Raw genomic sequence first — 18817 nt, 5'->3', positions numbered from 1 at the left:
TCAGCCCTGGACCGCGGCCGGGCCGCGCCCGTCCTGCTCTTCGGCCAGGCGCGCGGCGAATTCGTCGATGAACACCGCCATGTCCGCACCGATCGCTTCGGCACGCGCGCCCAGGTAGTTGTAGCCGAACAGCGCCGGGATCGCGACGCCGAGGCCGGCGGCAGTACACAGCAGCGCCGCGGCCATGCCCGGTGCCACCGAGTTGATGTCCACCGCGCCGGCCATTGCCGCAACCACGAACACCAGCATGATGCCGATCACGGTGCCGAACAGGCCCACGTAGGGAGCGCCTTCGATGGTGGTCGACAACCAGTTCATGCGCCGCGCCATCGCTTCCTGCTCGCGCACCATCACTGCATCCATCGAGGCTCGGATCGCCGCGATGGTGGCACCACTGAGGTAACCGCTGTTGCCATCGCGCTGGTGGCGTTGCTGCATTTCATCGATGGCCACCTGGTAGATGCGCCACAACGAGCCATCGTGCATGGCGGTCGGCGCCCTGCCCTGGCGGTCCATGTCGGACAGGGTGCGAAGCGGTACGCCGGACAGCTTGCCGAAGCTCTCGGTGAACACCGCATTGGCCTTGCTGGTACGACCGAAGTGGCGGCTCTTGGCGATCATGATCGCCCACGACAGCAGCATCATCAGGCCGAGGATGGCGACCACCACCCAGGCATCGAACGGCATCGCCTTGAGGATGAAGGCGAAGTGGCTCTGCCCGGCGGACTGCTCGTCGGCGCCGTAGCTGACCAGGCGCGAGTCGGCGCCCTGAGCGGTGGCGTCGGCCAGCAGCAGCGCGGCCGGGCGTGCCACCCGCGAAATGCGCAACTCGTCCAGGGCACCTTCGAAGTTGGCCAGCGGCTGCGCGGCGCCCGGCACGTCGGCGCCGACCACCGGCGCGGTGGCCAGCGCCGGCAGCGCACCGCTCAGCTGGGCAGCTACGCGCCCATTGAGGTACAGCTGCAACGCGCCCTTCTCTGCCGTCAGTGCAACATGCGCCCACTGCCCTTCCGGAATCGGTTGCGCCGGCGTGCTGCGCTGGCCATTGAGCTGCACGAACGGCACGCGGTTCTCGATGCCCAGCACCAGTTCGGAAGCACCATCACGGCGGGCGTAGATGGCTTGAGCCGCATTGTTGCTGCCCGGCTTGATCCAGGCCGAAACGGTGAGCGGCGCGCCCGCTTCCTGCGCCAGCGACGCGCTGGCCGGCAGCGGCAGCGGGCCGGCGCCCAGCTGCACGCCGCGGCCGATCACCGCGCCTTCCGACGGCGGCACCACCACACCGGCATTGTTGCCATAGGCGGTGGTGTCGCGTGCCGGCGCATTGGCCTCGGCAAAGTGGTAGACCAGCGTGTAGTCCGGATCGAACACCTGCTGGCCGTTGCCGCTGGCCGGGGCTTTTTCATTGCCGTAGTACATCCAGATGGTCTGCGGCGCGGCGGCACTGACCGCCGGCAGGTCCACCCAGACCAGGGCCAGGCCCAGCGTGGGATCGAACTGCTCGATCTGGTGGGCCAGCACGGTACGGCCATCACCCGAGACGAAGCGAAGGTCGTTGCCCGCATCCTGGGTGCCGTCGAAGCCGAAGTTGCCGGTATGCAGCCGCAGCAGCAGTGGCGTGCGGCCCGGGTCACCGGCCAGGCCCGCGCCCTGCGGGCCCGCGTCTACGGTGATCGGCTTGCGGTATTTCCATTCGGCCTGCCACCAATTGGCATCGGCCGCAGCCGCAGGCAACGCAACCAGCGCGGCCAGCAGCAGCAACACTCGGGAAAGCAAACGGTCCATGCGAAGGGTCTCCGGAGAACGCATGTTCAAGGGAAGGGTCAGTAGCTGGTGCTGATGTTGAAATGCAGGCGCGGGTCGTCCTTGCGCGTGACCGGGCCATCGGCATAAGGCCAGGCGTAGTCCAGGCGCAGTTGCAGGTGTTCACCCAGGCGCAGCTGCGCGCCCAGGCCGACCGAGGCCAGGTTGTACTTGTCACGCTGCTCGGGCAGCGGCCGGCGCAGGCGCAGGTAGGCCGCGTCGGCGAAGCTGTAGACACGCAGATCGGTGCCGCTCCACAGTGACCACGCCGGGGTGCGCCATTCCAGGCTGGCCAGGCCGCCGTAGTCGCCGATCGCCTCGGCCGACAGGTAGCCACGCACGGTGTACATGCCGCCAGCAGCGAACTGCTCGGCCGACACCAGTGGCGCATCGGTTACCTGCAGCGAGCCACGCGCATACCACTGCCAGTCATTGCTGAAGGTGTGGGTGTTGGCCACGTCGGCCTTGAAGGCCACGAAGCTCGGGTCAGCCCAGTAGCGCTTCTGCCCGAACGCGGTGGCGTCGCTGCCGTAACCGAACAGGCGGCGGGTACCGGCCACCAGCTGGGTGTTGATGCTCAGCTGATCCTGCTCGCCCTGGCGCACGCCGACGAAGGCCAGGGTGATCGGCGCATACTTCAACGGTGTCTTCAGGCTGTCCTTGCCCATCTGCGTGTCTTCCTCGGTGTCCTTGAAATCCACACCGAGACTGAGCTGGCGCCACCACTGGCTGCTGCCGGCAAGGCGGTAGTTGAGCTTGAGGCCGATCGAATGGCCGTTGCCGATCACGTTGGTGCCGGTGCCGGTACCGACCTGCCCGCCTGCATTCAACACGCGGCTGTCGGATCTGTAGCCGGAGGCTTCCAGGCTCCACGGCGTGCCTTCGAACGGCATCGTGTACGAGGCCGAGAACACCTTGGCCTGCTTTGTATCTTCCGGCGCTAGGTACACGCCGATGTTGGCGCTGTGCCCGCGCTTCCACAGGTTGTCGTAGGCCTGCGACGCACTCAGGCGCAGCTTCTCGGTGTCGGCACTGTGGTCGTTGTTGAGTGACGCGCTGGCACGCCACGGCGACTTCTCCTCGACCTGCAGGTCCACATCCATCGTGCCCGGCACCTGGCCTTCGCGCACCAGCGGCATCACCTGGCGACGCCCGCCTTCGTTCAGTGCGGTCAGTTCCTTCTGGGCCTGGTCGAAGTCCGGCACCTTGCCCTCGGCCAGTGCCGGTACGCGATCGCGTATGCGGTCGGGCGATTCGTGGCGGGTGCCGACCACGCGCAGCTGGCCGATCGGCGTCTGCTGCACCTTCAGCAGCACCACGCCGCCACTGACCTGCTGCTCGGGGAGTTCGACGTAGACCGACTGGTAGCCCGCCTGCTGGTACAGCGCGTGGACCGCATCGCGCGCCTTCTCGACATCGGCCAGGGTCCTGCCCGGGCCGAGGAACGGCTCTACCGCCCGTTCGATCTGACGCGGATCGAGCACGGTGTTGCCGCGCACGATGTATTCATTGATGTTCACGCTGGGCGCAGGCGCTGCCTCCTGCGCGAACAATGGCAGCGGCATCGCGGCCAGCGCCAGCACCAGCGGATGCAGGCGCAACGGAAAGCGGACGGCTCGGCACGGAACAGGAATCATCGAAGGCATCGCGTCGTATCGGAGGGAGGGGCCAGGGAGCGGCGCGTGGGTCTACCAACAGGACGTGCACGTCGCGTCAAAACCGCCACCAGTTTTGTGACAGCACTGTCATCTTGTGACAGCGCCGGAGCACTCGCCGGCGTAGACTGCCCTCGCCACACGTCTTCATTGCAGAGCGTCGGTTGTTGCAGGAGATTCGAGATGAGTGAGCCATTGAAGACGGGCCTTCGCCCTGCCCTCGCCCTTGCCTTGTTGCTGGCGTTGCCATCGGCCTGGGCCGGAGAGGCGAAGAAGCAGGACGGTGCTGCGCCGTGCATCGAAGTACAGGTCAACGGCGAGCGCATCCCGGCGTGGGAATGCCTGCAACGCAGGCTGGCGCCGGCGCCGAAATCGGCGAAGTCAGCGGCGCTGCCGGATGCCGAACGCCTGATGCGGCAGCCCGGCAACCAGCTGATGCAGTACAACCTGGAAGGCACGCGGCAACGCATGGGCGATGCCTTCGGGCGGTCCGTGGTACCGCAGCGTCCGGCGCGATGAACCCATGCATCTGCAGAGCCGAGCCCACGCCCGGCTGCGCCTGCACACCTTTCAACGGCCATGCAGAGGCAGCCGAGCGCGGGCTCGGCTCTACCGAGCGCCGCCCTGCGGAGCGGCCGGCACGATGCCATCGTTCGGCACCGGTGGCAGCGCGGGCACCGGCAGGCTGCGCGATTGCCCAGCCTGGTTCAGTTCCACCGCGTTGGCGCTGATGCTGGCCAGCACCGTACAGGGCCCCAGCCGCTGGCCGGGCGCGTAAGCCTCCGGCGGGCGTCCATCCACCGACAACAGGGCCAGGGGCGCGTGGTCACCCGCCATCACACCCAGCACGACCACCTCGGTCTGCACCGCACCGGGCGACAGCAGCCGCACCAGCGGCAGACTGGCCACCGCATCGAACAGCGGCCGGGCCGGCGCATCGGCATGCGCTTCGCTGGCTGCCGCCGCAGGCGCCACCGCAGACAGGGTGACGCTCCAATAGGCCACCACCGCCAGCAGCAGGGTGGCCGCCAGTAGGGTCAACATCCGATTGCGATCCCAGCGCCTGCCATCCATGTTCCGCACCATCGCCACGTTCGTGTCCGCCCACGCTAGCAGCCGCCGCTGACGCTTTTGTTTCATCATACGGGCCTACGCTGGCAGGCATCGACCTGGACAGGAGGCAACGTCGATGCAGCACGTGCCGCGTGGTTTCACCCTGCTGGAACTGATGGTGGTGCTGGTGATCATCGGCATCTGCACGGCGGGCATCGGCCTGGGCCTGGGCGGCCTGCTCGACCCCGCGCGCCAGCTGCGGCAGGAGGCCGAACGACTGGCGCAGCGCCTGCAGGTGGCGCGCGACGAGGCCCGCATCGATGGCCGCCCCCTGCGCTGGCAGGCCGACGCCGCCGGCTACCGGTTCAGCAGGCGCGAAGGCACCCGCTGGGTGGACGTGCAACGCGACGACCTGCTGCGCCCACAGTCATGGCAACCGGCCGGCATCGTGGTGCAGCCGGCCACCCCGGTTGAACTGAGCCCGGAGTGGATCGGCGTGGCATGGGAACTGACGTTGTCGTTGCAGGGCCGCCAGCTGCGTCTTCGTGACGATGGCAGCGGACAGTTGCAGGTCGTGCAGTGAAGCGGAACATGCGCGGATTCACCTTGATCGAAGTGCTGATCGCACTGGCGATCGTTTCGATTGCGCTGGCTGCGGTCATGCGCTCGGTCGCGGTGGCCACCGACGATCAGTCACGCCTGCGCGACCGTCGCCTGGCGCTGCTGTGCGCGCAGGACCGCTGGCAGGAGCTGCGCCTGGCCGGGCAGCCGCCGCAGGATGCACGGCTGCGCTGCGTGCAGGGGCGAAGCAGTTTCCTGGTGCTGCAGCATATCGGCACGGGGGGTGACGGACAGCCGCAACTGGAACTGAGCGTGGCTGCCGAAGATGCACCGCGGCAGTCGCTGGCGCGGATGCAGCTGCCGTGGACCGCGGCGCAATGAAGCGTACCGCAGCAGGCTTCACCCTTATCGAGGTGATGATCGCGATCACCATCATGGGCGTGCTGGCGCTGATCTGCTGGCGAGCGCTCGACAGCGTGGCCAGCAGCGACCAGCGCCTGCGCCGGGCCGATGCCGAGACCACGACGGCACTGCGCGTGCTGCAGCAGTTCCAGCGCGATATCGAGATGCGTGCCGACGATGCGCTGATGAACGGCGCGGTGCGCCCGGCGGATCAGCCTCAGCGCCTGCTACCCCCTTCACTGGTGAGCGAACGGCATCCGGATGGAAGCTTTGCGCTGGAGATCACCCGCAGCGTCGACAGTGATGGGCTGCGCTGGCAGCGGGTGCGCTGGTGGCGGCAAGGCAACACGCTATGGCGCGCCAGCGGTACGGCGACGGACCGCTATCCCCTGCCCGCGCCGGTTCCTTCGGAAGGCATTGCAGTGGCAAAGGATGTGCAGCGGTTCGAGGTGCGCGCCTGGCAACCCGGGGCCGGCTGGGCGATGCTGCCGAGCGAGGGCGAGGTGCTGCCGGCCACCGGGCTGGAACTGCGGCTGGGCCTGCGTGACGGGCGTGGACCGCTGGGCTACCGGCGCGTGCTGGAGCTTTAGGATTCCTCCCAGGCAAAGCATCCACGCATGGCGTGGATCTACTGCCGAGCGGCTTCTACTGCCCGGCCTGCCCTGGTGGGTGCCGACCGTTGGTCGGCACTGAGGCTGGCCCAGCCATCCACGCATGGCGCGGATCTACTGCCGAGCCCGCTGCCGGGCGCGCTCCTGCACCCGGCGGCGCCGTGTCGGTGGTCCTCACCGCTGATGGCCGCTCCCTGCCCTCCGTGCCATCCTGGCTGGGGCCGCTTCCGTTCCGTGGCGGCTGGCCCGATGCTGTTCGTTCTTTCGGCCCGGTCGCATCCACGCATGGCGTGGATCTATTGCCGACCTTGGTGGGCAGCAACGTGTGCCGACCAAGGTCGGCACCTACCGGCGCTGCGTGCCCTCGTCGCGACTTGCCTGCGGGAACTGGAAGGCACTGTTGGCGTCATAACCGCTGTTGGCAGTGTTGCCACGCCCCGGCGGGTCGATGCTGCTGGTGCCACTGCCGAAGCCGAGGATCTGCACGCTGATCACCGACGGCTGGTTGCGCCGTGCCTCGTCCTGGCTCTTGCGCATCACATCCTGTGCCGCCTGGCTGGCGCTGTTGGCTGCCGCACTGGCCGAGGCCAGCGCATTGACGTTCACCGATGCCAGCACCGGCAGGCCCTTGCTCTCGCCCTGCACCTGGATGTTGGCCGCGTTGAGCACCTGCAGTGCGGCCAGGTTGATGTTGCCCGAGACGCGGATGCCGGCCTCGCCCGCATCGATGGTGCCAAGCGGTGCGATCAGGTCGACGTCGCCCGGCGGTACTTCGGCAATGGGGTTCAAGGTCGCGATGCCGGCACCGCTGGCCGGGGCCTGCGGCGACAGGATTACATTGCCCCAGCCGTCATAGACGCGGCGCGGTGGCGTGTACAGCAACGTCGTCCGCGAACCACGACCGGCGTTGATGTCACCCTGCTCCGACCACGCCAGGATGTCGCCGCCGAAGGTGGTCATCACCCGCGACAGGCCCAGCAGCACGCTGTCCTGGCTGAACAGCCGGATATCGCCTTGCCCCTGGGTGACAAGGCCGGCGCTGGCAGGTGGCACCACGCCCTGCACACCGATCACGATCTGCCCACCCGGTGCCATCAGCTCGATGTTGCCGCCCGCCTCGGTACGCACGCCGGAGCCACCGTACATCACGATATCGCCGGTACGGTCGATCGTCGCACCGGCCGCATTCCTGTCCGGCATCAGCGTGGCGATGGCTTCGCGCCCACGCAGGTAGGAGCCGAAGCGGGGCCCTTCTGCATCGGTATACTCGCGTCCACCTTCGCGCAGCTCGGCGTAATAGACCTGGCGCAGGAAGATGCGCTGCTGTTCCTGCGGCAGCGCATCGAACGCGGCCAGCGCCCCGTCGCCCTCGGCCGCCACGCCGAAGCGTCGCTGCAGCCACTGCTTCAGTTCCTGGTCGTACACCTTGGCTGCCTTGCCCGGCTGCGACGCAAGCAATTGCGCGGGATTGGCAAGGTTGGCAGGGTGCAGATAGCGGGCACGCAGGGCCGCGAAGTCGATCTGCTGGTTGCCGGCCGTCAGCGCGATGCTGGCGCCGGGACGGGTGTCGCCCTGCACGATGCCACCGAGGCTGGCGATGCTGCCCGCATCCTCCTGGCGCAGCTGGCGGCCGGCACTGATCTCGACGTTGCCGGGGCCGGCAATGGTCGCATTCAGATGCACGATGTCGCGGCCCGCCGTCGCCACCGTGATGTCGCTGGGTGCGGTGTTCAACGCGGTCATCGACACCCCGAGGATGTCCCGGCCTGCCCGCAGTTGCACGGCGCCGGCGGCCTCGAACCAGTTCAGCTGCGTGCGCTGCCCCGCGTTGACATTCAGCGTGCGCTGGGCGCCGGTGGCCAGACCCATGATGTCGCCCTGCACCGCGTAGAAGCGGCTCGGCGCCAGTGCCGCAGACACAGTGGACAGCGGCGTATTCGGACCGAATGCGAACAGTGGAAGCGACCCCGCCGGCGATGCCGTGTTGCCGTCGACGGACAGGTTGTGCCGCGAGCGGGTCACATTGCCTGCGGAATCCCCCTGCTCGGCCATGAATGCCGGGTCGAAGGGTCTCGGCAGGCGCGCGTCACTGGCCGAGCGCGCGATCTGGGTCGCGCCAGGCTGGGCGAAGATGCCTCCGCCGGCCAGGACGTCCAGCCGTCCTGTCGCCGAGGGTGCCAGCAGAATCACATCCTGCGTCCCCGGCGTGGTGCTGATCCGGTCCAGCTTGATGTCACCCTGCGCAGCAATGGCGCTGAAGCGCGAAGGATAGAGCCAGTAATTCAGCAGATCATCGCCGCCACGCACAACAAGCTGGACCTGCTCCCGCCACAGATTGCTGCCCGTCACGTTTTCCGGCCCGGCGAGGCCTGGCGCGAGGTCACCACCGGCACTGAACAGATCCACGGCCGTGTTGGCGGTCCACAGGGAGAACCACGTACTGCCTGCAGCGCGCGCGCCGTCATCCTGCAGCACCGCGCTGTAGTTGGCCAGCGGAACCCGGCCGGCATCGGCGACGCCGCCGAGCACCACATCGCCCCGCGCCTGCAGCTGCGCGGCGGCGTCGCCCAGCACCAGCACCGGCCCGCCCATCGCGCGGGCGGCGTCAGGCGCAAACAGGTCTGCCGCCCGCTGCTTACCCAGCGTCGCGTAGCTTTCCAGGGTGACGCCCATTGCACCGATGCGCCCCGCATCGAGCTGCAGGCTCCCACGCAGGTTGCTGAAGGTACCGTTGAGGTCGAGATTCTGTCCCGCCCTGGAGGGGTTGAGGCTGGAGATCGTCGCCTGCAGGTTCGGATTCAGCGCGCCACCGATACGCAGCTGCAGGTCGCCGCCGCCGGTCAGGTGCAGCTGGCCATCGCTGACCCGGCCGGTCGATCCCACCGCAGCAATGATCGCACCCGAGCGCGGTGCGATCGTCGAGACCAACGCGTCACCTATCGCATCGCGCACGCCGGCGTCACGCCCGGCCTCCAGCGTCAGGTTGCCCCCGCCCAATGTGCCGAAGCCGGTGAAACCAACCATCCGTGGAGAGGCGCCAGCGGCAGCGGACACGTTGGTGTAGGCGCCAAAGTTCACCCACCAGCTGGTCGGCACCGGCTCCACCCCAGTGGTGCCGCCGGTACCCTGCCGCCACAGCCAGTTGCCGACCGCGGCACTGGAGTACAGCGCCCAGTCGCGATCGCTGCTGCCCGACTCTGCGCGCGCGGTCCAGGCGTCGCCGACGATATCGCGCCCGGCTTCGACGCGCAGGTTGCCACCATGATCCGGATACCAGGCCTGGTAGCCTGCCATCGCGGCGTCATAGCTGCCCGGCACCAGGTTCGGTCCCAGCACTGCGGTGTTCCAAGGGGCCGCTGCACGGGGCGAATTGAAGGCAGCGTCGCGGCCCCCACCCAGCGCGGCGGGAGTGCCGGCGGTGTAGACGCCAAAGCCTGACTTCATCACGACGTCACCGGCCGCGAGCAGTTCCATGTCACCCTTGCCGGTGCGCAGTACGCTCCACGCCGGCGTGCCTGCGCGCTTGCCGTAAGTGGTCACTTCGGTCTGCGTGCCGCCGCCGGCGCAGTAGGTGGGCGCGGTGCTGCAGAACTCGTCTTCGGTCATGCCAAACATCGCGGCGAAGTCCTTCGCAGGAGTGCCTGCGTAGGACTCGTCGCCCCAGTAATCCAGCGAGCCCTGCGCGGCCACCTGGCGGGGTGCCGGGCCGCAGTAGTCGGCCGACATCGCGCAGAACTCGTCTTCGGTGAAGCCGAACATGTCGGCCAGCTCCGCGATCGGACGGCCTGCATAGGAGGTGTCGCCGATCCAGTCCAACGATGCCTGCTCGGTCAACGCGCGATCCCCCACCCAGATGATTTCCGTCTTGACCGTACCGATCGAGCCCTGGTGGGTATCGGCCAGCACCACGCTGCCATCGCTGCCCCAGCGCCGGCTGCGTGGGTCGGCTGCCCCGGCATCGGCGCCGGCAACAACGGTCAGGTCCCAGGAGGTGGTGCCCTCGGCCAGCATCGGCGCCAGCGCCCAGTTGCGCCCCTGGTTGCCGCCGGCATCGGCCGGCCTCAGATTCACCGGCGCGTCGCCGGGCAGCTCCACCTTGGTCAACGACGGGATGTACGCGCCCACCTTGAGCACGACTTCCCGTGCCAGGCGCAACGCAACCGGCAGCGTCGCGCCGGCGGGCCACTCCTGTGCCGCCATCTGTACCGCACTGCGCAGGCGGAAGCCGGCTCCCAGCCGCGCACCGGCCGCCAGCATCAGCGGCTCCTGCAGCACGGTGCCCGCGGCCAGCGTCTGCCCGGAGTCGGTGGTCACCGCCGCACCCAGCACCGTGCCTGCAGGCAGGCGCAGGTTCTGCGAGATCACCATCGGCGCGGGCAGCACGGTACCGACCGGAAGCGTTACCGATTCGACCGGCACGTCATAGTTCAGGTGGGTGCCGGCCTGGAACTCGGTGCCGGGCTGCAGCTTCACTCCGTCCACCGGCACCACCAGCCCACCGCCAAAGGGGGTGTGCCCCGCGCTGCCATTGCGGCCCTCGTACAGCTGCCAGCCGCCCTCATCCGGCGTGGACGGCGGCGCTGCGAACCCATCGTTGATGCTGCCGTAGACGTTGATGTTGCCTTCGGCGCGCAGCACCAGCGAGGCCGATTCGCCGAAGCCACGCCGCGATGGATCGGCGCGGTTGGCATCGGGGCCGTAACGGTAGCCGGACAGATCGATGTCGCCGGCGATGGTCAGGTCGCCGTCCGGGTTGGCGTCGCTGCGCCGCGCCAGCACCTGCACGCCGGGACGAAGGCGGACATCGCCCAGCGCCCGCGTGCGCTGCTGCAGATCCGCGTTGCCCAGCGCACCATCGATCCAGGCCACGCTGTGCGGATCGACCACCCGGTCCAGCCACTGCTGGGTGACCACCTGCGCGCGGTTGCCGCGCACGCCAGCGGTGGTTGCCAGGGGCGCATCGTCGTAGCGGCGAACACCATTGAGCTGGATGTCGGCCGCGCCATCGATGCGCAGGCCGGTGGCCGCGGCAATCGCCGCGTCGTTGCTGCCCAGCCGCGGCACATCGATCTTCAGCGTGCCGCGCGGGGTGCCATCGTTCTGGCCAGGACGTCCACCAACGGCAACGTCGCTGCCCGCACGCAGGTCCAGCTGCGCCGCGCTGCCCAGGCCGACGGCACCTTCGACGCTGCCCAGCGTGATGATGGCCCGGTTGGGACTGTCGATGATCTTGCCATGGCTGTCCACGCGCAGGCCGGTACCGTGCGCGTCCAAAGTGCCGTCCACCTGCAACTGATCGCGGGCGTACAGGCGGATGCTGCCGACCTGCTCGCCGCTGGCATCGATGCGGCCGGCCACGGTCAGGCTGCCCGCATCGACGCTGATATCGACCCGGCGCGCCTTCACTTCGTCGCCGATCCGCAGATCGCCCTCACCGATCTGGAAGCTGCGACCGCCGACGACGCCGCCGGCAGTCAATCGCTGGTTGAGGCCGGCGAAGTCCTGCAGCTGGCGTGCCCGCACCACCAGTTCGCCACCGTCATAGGGCACCAGCGTGCCACCGGCATCGTAACGACCAGTGGCGGCACCCTGCAGAACACCGGCCAGATCGGCTCGGCCGGCCATTGCGGTGACCGTCAGGCGTCCGCCGCGGTTGTTGCGTGCGGAAACATCGATGCGGGAGGCCGCATCGGCGCGGATGTCACCCGTGTCGCTGGACAGCAGGACATCGCCGCCCCAGCTGAACTTGTCCACGTCGTACAGCGAGACCTTGCGTCCGGCCAGATCCAACTCGGCCCGGCTGCCAAGCGTGATGCCCTGGCGTGCGTTCGCCGACAGCCGTCCGGACGCCAGCGCGACCGTGCTGTCCAGCGTGATCCGGTTGGCGTCGATGCTCAGCTCACTGCCCAGTGCATCGCCACCCGCCCTGCCGGCGCCCCCCTGCAGGCGGAAGTCGCCGCCGGTGCGCACGCGCAGCTGCGCGGCGGGATCGGCGGCCAACAGCGGTGTATCGATACCGAGGTTGCCTCCGCTGTACTGCCACCCCTTGTCGGCCAGATAGTCGCCACGCTGCTGGAATACGTCCAGCGTGCCCTGCGCGGAGAACGACAGCTGCTCCGAAGCCCTCAGGTTCAGCGCACTGAAGCCGAGCACCTGCCGGTTCGCAGGTACTTCAGAGCTGGGACGGCTGAATGGCGCCCGCCCCAGCTGCAGCTGCCGGGTGACGATGTCCAGTTGCCCGGCCCCGAGCCGGTCCACCATCGGCTCGGCCGGCGGCACCGTCGCGTCGCTGCCCGGCGCCTGGCCCGCCGCCAATGAGCCGTCCCAGACCAGCGTGTCCACCAGGATGCGCGCGCGGTCGGTCGCCGCACCGTAGCCGCGGATGGCCTGCGCACCGAGCACAAGCGTCTGCAGGCCACTGCGGCCGGTGGCACTGTCGCGCGCATCCAGGTCGACGCTGCCGAACACGTTGACAGACTCCCGCGCGACCAGACTCAACGTGTCCAGCGCCGGCGCGCCGGTCGCATCATTGCCGCGCAGCAGTTGTTGCAGCACGGACTGGTTCATGGTCATGCCACTGGGCAGCGCCCCGGCCGCAGCGGCCTGGGCGATCGCTTCGGCACTGCCGAGGTTCAGCGCCGCCATGCTCAGGCCGAGCTGGCGGGTGCCATAGCTGGCCGAGTCGCGCATCTGCAGCGCGCCATCGGTCGCTACCGCGATGCTGCCATCGGAAACCAGCCGCGTCTGGCCGTCGCACGCCGCCTGGCATCCGCCGATGTCGATCGCCACCGGACCGGCCTCCACCCCGGTGGTGCCGGTGATCAGGTTCAGGCGCTGGTTGGACACCGCCAGCAGGCCGCCGGAGACCTGGTAAGGCAGGGTCGCGCTGGCATTCGCGTTGGCGGATGCGAACGGCAGTGTATCGAGGGTCGCACCGGCCTCGACCAGCACGCCGCTGCCACCGGAGGCCGCTGCCACCAGCACTTCCGGTGCGTTCAAGGTGACGCCGGAACGGATCGCCACGCTGCGCGCCTGGCCGGTCACCGCAACCTGCGAGGCCTCCTGGTTGAACTGCCCGCCGATCATCATCCGCGCCGGCAGGAAGGCATTGAGCGCGTCGTCGCTGAAGGTGGCGCCGCGATCACGCGCCTGCGATGGCGCGCTGCCATCGACGATCTCCAGCGAACCGACCGCCGGGCTCGCCAACGTGGCTGCCAGCGTGCCACCACGCCCCTTGTCGGTGGCAGCCGCGAACCGCGCGGTGCCGGCGAAGTGGATGGCAGGCGTGTCTGCACGACCTGCACCTTCGCCCAGCGCAAGGGTCAACCCGAGCGCATCGATGGTCTGCCAGCCACGCGACTCGCCGCGGCGGTCAGCTACCGATTGCGCGAAGCTGTTGTAGGAGGTTTCGTTGTAGCCCGAGTGCCGGCGTACCACGGCCGCGGGAGTCAGCAGGATGTCGGTGAGCAACGGCGAGATTGCCGCGCCCAGCGCCGTGCGCTGCTGCCCGGACACACGCCAGGTGCCGGTGCCGGTCGCAATCGGTTGCACGATGCCGGAGGTGCCGGTGGCGCCCAGCTCCACCCGGAATGCGCCGGGCTGCAGCGCATAGCTTGCCGGCATCAGCGTGTAGGTGCCGGCCGCCAGGCCGGGCACGCCAGCCGGCACGGTGATCTGCTGGCCCACCGCCGGAGTTGCGAACCCTTCTTCGCCACTGGGGGCGAACGCCCCGGCGCGTCCCGGTACGATCGCGTACACCGGGTTGCCCGACGCACTGAACCCGTAGCGCGGGTTGGCGTCGGCCAACGCCGTACGCAGGACGTCGACAGAGCCACCGCGTCCTGACACGAAGGCGGCGCCGGTCAACTCACCACCGCCGGACATGTCCAGCAGGGCCCCCGGCGCCACCTCGATCTCGTTGGCCTTCAGTGTCACCCCCATCGAGGAGATGCCGGCCGGCGTCAGCGAACCCAGGCTGCGCGTACCGACCCGCCAGTCAACACCATCGACGGTGCCACCATAGGGCAGCGACAAGCCGGCGCCGCTGGTCGAAGTTACGCTGCCTGGCAGCAGTTCCACCCGGCTGCCGACGGTTCCGTTCTGTATCAGGCCACCCAGCTGCAGCGTGCCCATCGGCGCCTGTACGTTGCCGCCCTGCTGCACCGTGGCGGCCACCAGGCGAAGCGTACCCAGCGCCGATTCCGGCGCCGGCTTCGTGGCCGCACCGGTGCCGTGGATGCGCAGCACGGCATCCGGATCGGACCAGTAATCAGCGGTCTGCACGGTCTGCGCTGACGCGCCGGCCACCAGCGTGCCGACCGCGCCTGTGGTGGGATACAGGCGCGCAGCGGTCACGTCCATCGAACCAGCCGTCATCAACGCGCTGGTGTTGCCATTGCTGGCAATGCCGTTGGTCAGGCGCACGTCACTGCGGCTTTCCAGCGCCACATGCTTGAAACCCGGCAGCCAGGTGACGTCGCGGATGTCGATCAGCCCGGCGTGCACCGCCAGCGCGTGATCTTCCGGCCCGGAAGAAGCGACCGCGGCGGTGCCCTGCAGGTTCTCGCCCGGCATCTGGCGCCAGCGTGCCTGCGCCAGGCGAACGTAGGGCGCACTCAGTCGCAGCCCCGACGATGGCCCGGCATCCATGGCCATGCCCAGGCTCGAAGTACCCTGGCCGTGGATGCGCAGGCTCTGGGCCAGGCGCAGGTCGACGTCGCCGACCGCGCGGATGTCACCGAACACGGACAGATTGTCGAAACCGCCAGCCTGCAGCTGCTCGACCGACAACGCGGCGTGGCCATACTCCAATGTGGCCGGCAGTGGCTGCCCCGGCGCGCTGTGCTGGCTGAGGGTGATCGCACGTGACCGCAGTACCTCCTCGCTGGCGCCACGTGCATGGATGCTGCCGCCAAAGGCCAGCCCCAGGGTGCCGCCGCGTGCGCCGGCACCGCCGGCGGCCGCATCCATCCCGCCGTCCAGGTACAGCGCATTGGCCGAGCGCAGCACGATCTGCCCGCCATCGCTGTCCACGCGCACGCGGCCCTGGCCGTCGACGTCCAGCTCGGCCGACGCACCCCGCGCCTGCAGGCGCGCACCGCGTTCGACCACCACGAAGGCTTCCGGTGGTCGGTTGTCGACGAATGCTGTGGTCTCCCAGTCCAGCGCCCCGCCGATCTCGATGCGTCCACCCGCGCGCACCTGCCCGCGCAGACGGCCGCTGGAATCGGGCAGCGAAATCGCGTCTGCATCGGCATCCAGCAGCGCGCCTTCGGCGAAACGCCAAGTGCGTTCGGTGCGCTGCCCGGCGTACAGCGCGTTCTCCGGGCGCACATCGTCGATCAGGATGCGTCCGCCCTTCGCGCGCAGCGTGCCTTCAACATCGATGTTGCCCGCACCAAGCAGCGAGATCGTCTGGCCTGGATCGACCGCCACCAGTGCATCCTTGCCGACCCGCAGGTCACCGCCCACGCTGTTGCGCTCCGAACGCAGGCTGATGCTCGCACCCGCGCGCTGGCTGACGCGCCCGCTCGACGGATCGGCGCTGTACAGCGGCGCGTCCCACGCCGCCAGTGCGGACGCCCGGTCGGTCGCCATCGGCGCGTCCTGGGTCAGGCGCAGGCCTGGCAGGGCAGCGACCAGCCGCGCGCCATCGGCCACCTCCACGCCGTGGTGGCCATTGATGTCGTACTGCGCGAAGCCACTGCCGAACAGGCCGGGGTCCAGTCGCAGCGACGCGCCCGCCAGGTCCGCATCGCCCACCCGCACCTGGCCACCGGTACCCAGCGAGAAAGAACCACCGCCCTGTCCTCGACCACTGAACCGGCTTCCCTCACCCAGTTGCACCCGGCCACTGCCGTCGGTCGTCACCGTACTGCTGTTCGCCTGCAGGCTGACGCTGCCGCCTTTGCCGATATGGGCCTTGCCGCGCAGGTCCAGCGCAGAACCGGCCTCGACGTCAACCGTTGCCTTGGCGCCCACGGCCACGTCATGACTGTTGCCCAGGCTCAGGCGGCCGCCATCCGTCCAGGCACCGCTCGCGTCGCGCGGCATCGCCAGTGAGGCGTTGCTCCATTCGCCGGAGAGGTCGATCCGCGCGCCGTCGGCAATGACGGTGCGGGCGCGGCCATCGTGCAGCAGCGCCGTCGGCCGGCCCTGGACATCCAGCAGGTTGCCCGCCGACAACTGGCCGCCGGCAATGCCGATGTCGCCTGCCAGCTCCACCTCGCTGCCGGTCAGGTTGAGCTGCCCGCCGGCCTGAAGCCGAAGGCTGCCGTCGATGCGGATGCGATCGGCGGTCGCCAGGTCGATCCGCCCCCACTGCTGGGCACTCAGCTCTGCGATATCCAGCCACACCGTGTCACGCCGCTCCTCGTTGACCGGAGCCGCCAGCGACCACGCCGTCTTCGTCGGAGCCTTGTCACCCAGGCGCACATCCGAGCCGAACACACCACTGCGGCCCTGGCCGTCGTAGCGCCCCAGGTACAACTGTGCATTGCGCGCGACCGCCGTCTGCGCCTGTGCATAGCCATCCAGCGCGGCATCCGGCCTGCGGTTCTGCTGCGCGCCCTGGAAGGTTGCAGTCTCAACCTTTCCATCCAGCACCGCGGTCGGTGCGGAGACGATCAGCCGTCCTGCATCGCGGCCGACCGTGTACCCGTTATCGACCCGCTGCGCCGCGAATACGATCGGATCGCGGAAGGTCTCGGTGATGCCCCAGCGTTCCTGCTTCACTTCATGGCCGCTGTACAGGCCATCGAACAGCATCTCCGCTGGCGCCTCACCAAGACGGTAGACCTGGCCATCAACGCCGCGCACCCAGCTCTGCCGGACCACGCCGCTCTGCACATCCAGGCTGCCGCCGGCAAGGTTGATGCGTGAGCCACCCTGCGTGATCACTTCCCTGCCGCCCAGCAGGACGGTGCCTCCCTGCGCAGCCCATTCGCCGATCGAGTGCCCCTGGTTGTCGAGGTAGCCCCCCACTTCCAGCAGGCCGCCTGCGGCGTACCAGCGCTCACCCTCGTAGCCCCCGGTACCGGCCGGAACGTGGACCAGCCTGCGGCGGTCGACCCAGACTTCGCTGCTGGTCAGCTTGCCGCTGTCGCGGTTCTCCAGGGCATCGCGCAGTTCGTTGCCCTGCACCTTGACCTGGACATTGTTGCTCTCCATCGACACCCGCACGCCCACTGCGCCGGACACGTCCACGCGCGCGGCATCGTCCACGTAGCTACGGGCCGCCGCATCGGCGATGATCTGGCCGCCCGTGGCAACCGTCAGCGAATCCGCGCTGAAATGGATGTTGCCCCCCGAGACGATCTCCACCCGCGACTGGTCCCGGCGATCATTGTGCTGGGACAGATTGTCGAAGGTTGCCGAACGCGCGCCAGCGCGGATCGCGTCCTGCTCGGCCGATTCCTTGATTAGGGCGTCGCGCTGCGTATCCAGCACCGTGGTCTTGCCATCGTCCTCGATCAGCACCGCCGTGGTGGCTCCGTCAGCAAGCGTGACGCTGCTGCCTGCATCACTGGCCGAGGCCAGAAGATGCACGGTGCCGCGCTGTGCAAGCGTGGTGCTGGCCACGGCCACACCGGCCTGCTCGACGCTGCGTCCGGCCAGGGTCACGTCACCCTCGAGTGCGCGCAGCAGACCGGTATTGCGCACGCTGCCAGCCGTGCTGCCAGCGATGAAGCGCGGCGCGATTTCATTGCCGCGGGTGGTGGAACTGGTGTTGGCGGCCGTACCCACGCCGCGCCGGATCACGAAACTGTCACCTGCTGCGAGCTGCACCTGGCCCTTGCGCGCTTCGATCTGGCCAGCATTGTCCACGCTGTGCCCGGCCAGCAGCACGTAGCCACCGCCGCGCGTCGCACTGGTCGGCTCATGGGTCGCGATGCGCGCGCCCCGCTCCACCATCACCTTGCCGAATGCATCGCTGAGCGCGCTGCTGCTGGCGTCGGGGCTGTACAGGCCGTTGTCGCCGAACTGCGCATCGCTGATCCGTGCTGCAGCCGCCAGCAGATTGCGTACATTGACCTGGCTGTTGTTGCCGAACACCACGCCGTTGCGGTTGGCCACGAACACCGTGCCACTGGCCTTCAGCTGGCCCAGGATCTGGCTGGGCCGCGCCTGCGGATCGTTGACGCGGTTCAGTACGGCCCAGTCAGGGTTCTGCAGGAAATTCAGCGTGGTGTTGCCGCCGATGTTGAAGGTCTCCCAGTTCAGGATCGCCTTGTCCGCGGTCTGCTCGACCGTGACCTGCACCCTCCCGTCGCTGCCCTGCGACTGGATCACGTCGCGCGCATTGAGCCAGCCACGGGTCAGCGGGTTCTGGTCGACGCTCAGGCCGTCCTTGCCGAGGCCATCGGCAACGATGAAGCCAGCCTCGCGGCGCGCCTGCCGCGCCTGTTCCTGCAGGCGCTGCTGCAGGGCAATCGCCTGCGCCGCAGTGCCAAGATTGTCGATCGACTGCTGCAGCTTCTGCCGTGCCGCATCCTGCTGCTGGGCCGGCAACTGGAACTGGATCGGCACGCCGTTGGGCATCCGGCCACTCTGTGCCGCGCTGCCCTGGGCCGCGCCCCGTTCGGCGAACCAGCCCGGACTGAACGCCTGCTGCGCCTGGCTGGCCGGGGCCACCATGCTCCCCAGTGCGACCGCGATGGCCCACGCCATCGGATGATTGCGGCGCATCGACGCGGCCGGATGAACAGCGGACGGAAGCGGGTGCGACATCGG

General features: G+C 68.9%; 8 protein-coding genes. 4 read left to right on the top strand and 4 right to left on the bottom strand.

Annotated elements, in window-relative coordinates:
• Together AC5P5W_RS15170 and AC5P5W_RS15165 are read right to left on the bottom strand one after the other, a co-directional pair.
• Complete coding sequence (locus AC5P5W_RS15170; protein WP_197574675.1) at nt 1–1785, bottom strand: DUF2341 domain-containing protein; 1785 nt, start codon at nt 1783–1785, stop codon at nt 1–3.
• Between the two features lie 38 nt (nt 1786–1823).
• Complete coding sequence (locus AC5P5W_RS15165) at nt 1824–3440, bottom strand: ShlB/FhaC/HecB family hemolysin secretion/activation protein (protein WP_197574676.1); 1617 nt, start codon at nt 3438–3440, stop codon at nt 1824–1826.
• Between the two features lie 201 nt (nt 3441–3641).
• On the opposite strand from AC5P5W_RS15165, the gene AC5P5W_RS15160 reads away from it, so the two are divergent.
• Nucleotides 3642–3977: a hypothetical protein gene (locus AC5P5W_RS15160; RefSeq protein ID WP_111207000.1), complete on the top strand. Its 336-nt coding sequence runs from the start codon at nt 3642–3644 to the stop codon at nt 3975–3977.
• A gap of 90 nt (nt 3978–4067) precedes the next feature.
• On the opposite strand, the gene AC5P5W_RS15155 is transcribed toward AC5P5W_RS15160, so the two are convergent.
• Nucleotides 4068–4544 carry a general secretion pathway protein gene (locus AC5P5W_RS15155; RefSeq protein WP_014647359.1) on the bottom strand — a complete coding sequence of 159 codons (477 nt, stop codon included), beginning with the start codon at nt 4542–4544 and terminating at the stop codon, nt 4068–4070.
• 103 nt (nt 4545–4647) lie between these two features.
• Between AC5P5W_RS15155 and gspH the strand changes: the two genes are divergently transcribed.
• From gspH to AC5P5W_RS15140, 3 genes are read left to right on the top strand one after another with little or no spacing between them, the layout of a single operon-like run.
• A complete protein-coding gene (gene gspH / locus AC5P5W_RS15150; RefSeq protein ID WP_046430958.1) occupies nt 4648–5094 on the top strand; it encodes a type II secretion system minor pseudopilin GspH in 447 nt (148 codons plus the stop codon).
• A gap of 8 nt (nt 5095–5102) precedes the next feature.
• Complete coding sequence (gspI, locus tag AC5P5W_RS15145; protein ID WP_219634480.1) at nt 5103–5453, top strand: type II secretion system minor pseudopilin GspI; 351 nt, start codon at nt 5103–5105, stop codon at nt 5451–5453.
• A complete protein-coding gene (locus AC5P5W_RS15140; RefSeq protein WP_069116565.1) occupies nt 5450–6064 on the top strand; it encodes a prepilin-type N-terminal cleavage/methylation domain-containing protein in 615 nt (204 codons plus the stop codon). Before gspI ends, AC5P5W_RS15140 begins: the two co-directional genes overlap by 4 nt.
• A 366-nt stretch (nt 6065–6430) precedes the next feature.
• On the opposite strand, the gene AC5P5W_RS15135 is transcribed toward AC5P5W_RS15140, so the two are convergent.
• Nucleotides 6431–18814 carry a filamentous hemagglutinin family protein gene (locus AC5P5W_RS15135; RefSeq protein WP_197574677.1) on the bottom strand — a complete coding sequence of 4128 codons (12384 nt, stop codon included), beginning with the start codon at nt 18812–18814 and terminating at the stop codon, nt 6431–6433.
• Nucleotides 18815–18817: the final 3 nt, after the last annotated feature.

The sequence above is a fragment of the Stenotrophomonas sp. YJH_SMC_123 genome (assembly GCF_059368215.1).
This window is presented reverse-complemented; position numbering and strand designations above follow the sequence as displayed.

What these genes read in the sequence shown, in the direction of transcription:
- AC5P5W_RS15170 (WP_197574675.1), bottom strand. Translation starts at nt 1,785, where the DNA reads ATGGACCGTTTGCTTTCCCGAGTGTTGCTGCTGCTGGCCGCGCTGGTT.
- AC5P5W_RS15165 (WP_197574676.1), bottom strand. Translation starts at nt 3,440, where the DNA reads ATGATTCCTGTTCCGTGCCGAGCCGTCCGCTTTCCGTTGCGCCTGCAT.
- AC5P5W_RS15160 (WP_111207000.1), top strand. Translation starts at nt 3,642, where the DNA reads ATGAGTGAGCCATTGAAGACGGGCCTTCGCCCTGCCCTCGCCCTTGCC.
- AC5P5W_RS15155 (WP_014647359.1), bottom strand. Translation starts at nt 4,544, where the DNA reads ATGGTGCGGAACATGGATGGCAGGCGCTGGGATCGCAATCGGATGTTG.
- gspH (WP_046430958.1), top strand. Translation starts at nt 4,648, where the DNA reads ATGCAGCACGTGCCGCGTGGTTTCACCCTGCTGGAACTGATGGTGGTG.
- gspI (WP_219634480.1), top strand. Translation starts at nt 5,103, where the DNA reads ATGCGCGGATTCACCTTGATCGAAGTGCTGATCGCACTGGCGATCGTT.
- AC5P5W_RS15140 (WP_069116565.1), top strand. Translation starts at nt 5,450, where the DNA reads ATGAAGCGTACCGCAGCAGGCTTCACCCTTATCGAGGTGATGATCGCG.
- AC5P5W_RS15135 (WP_197574677.1), bottom strand. Translation starts at nt 18,814, where the DNA reads ATGTCGCACCCGCTTCCGTCCGCTGTTCATCCGGCCGCGTCGATGCGC.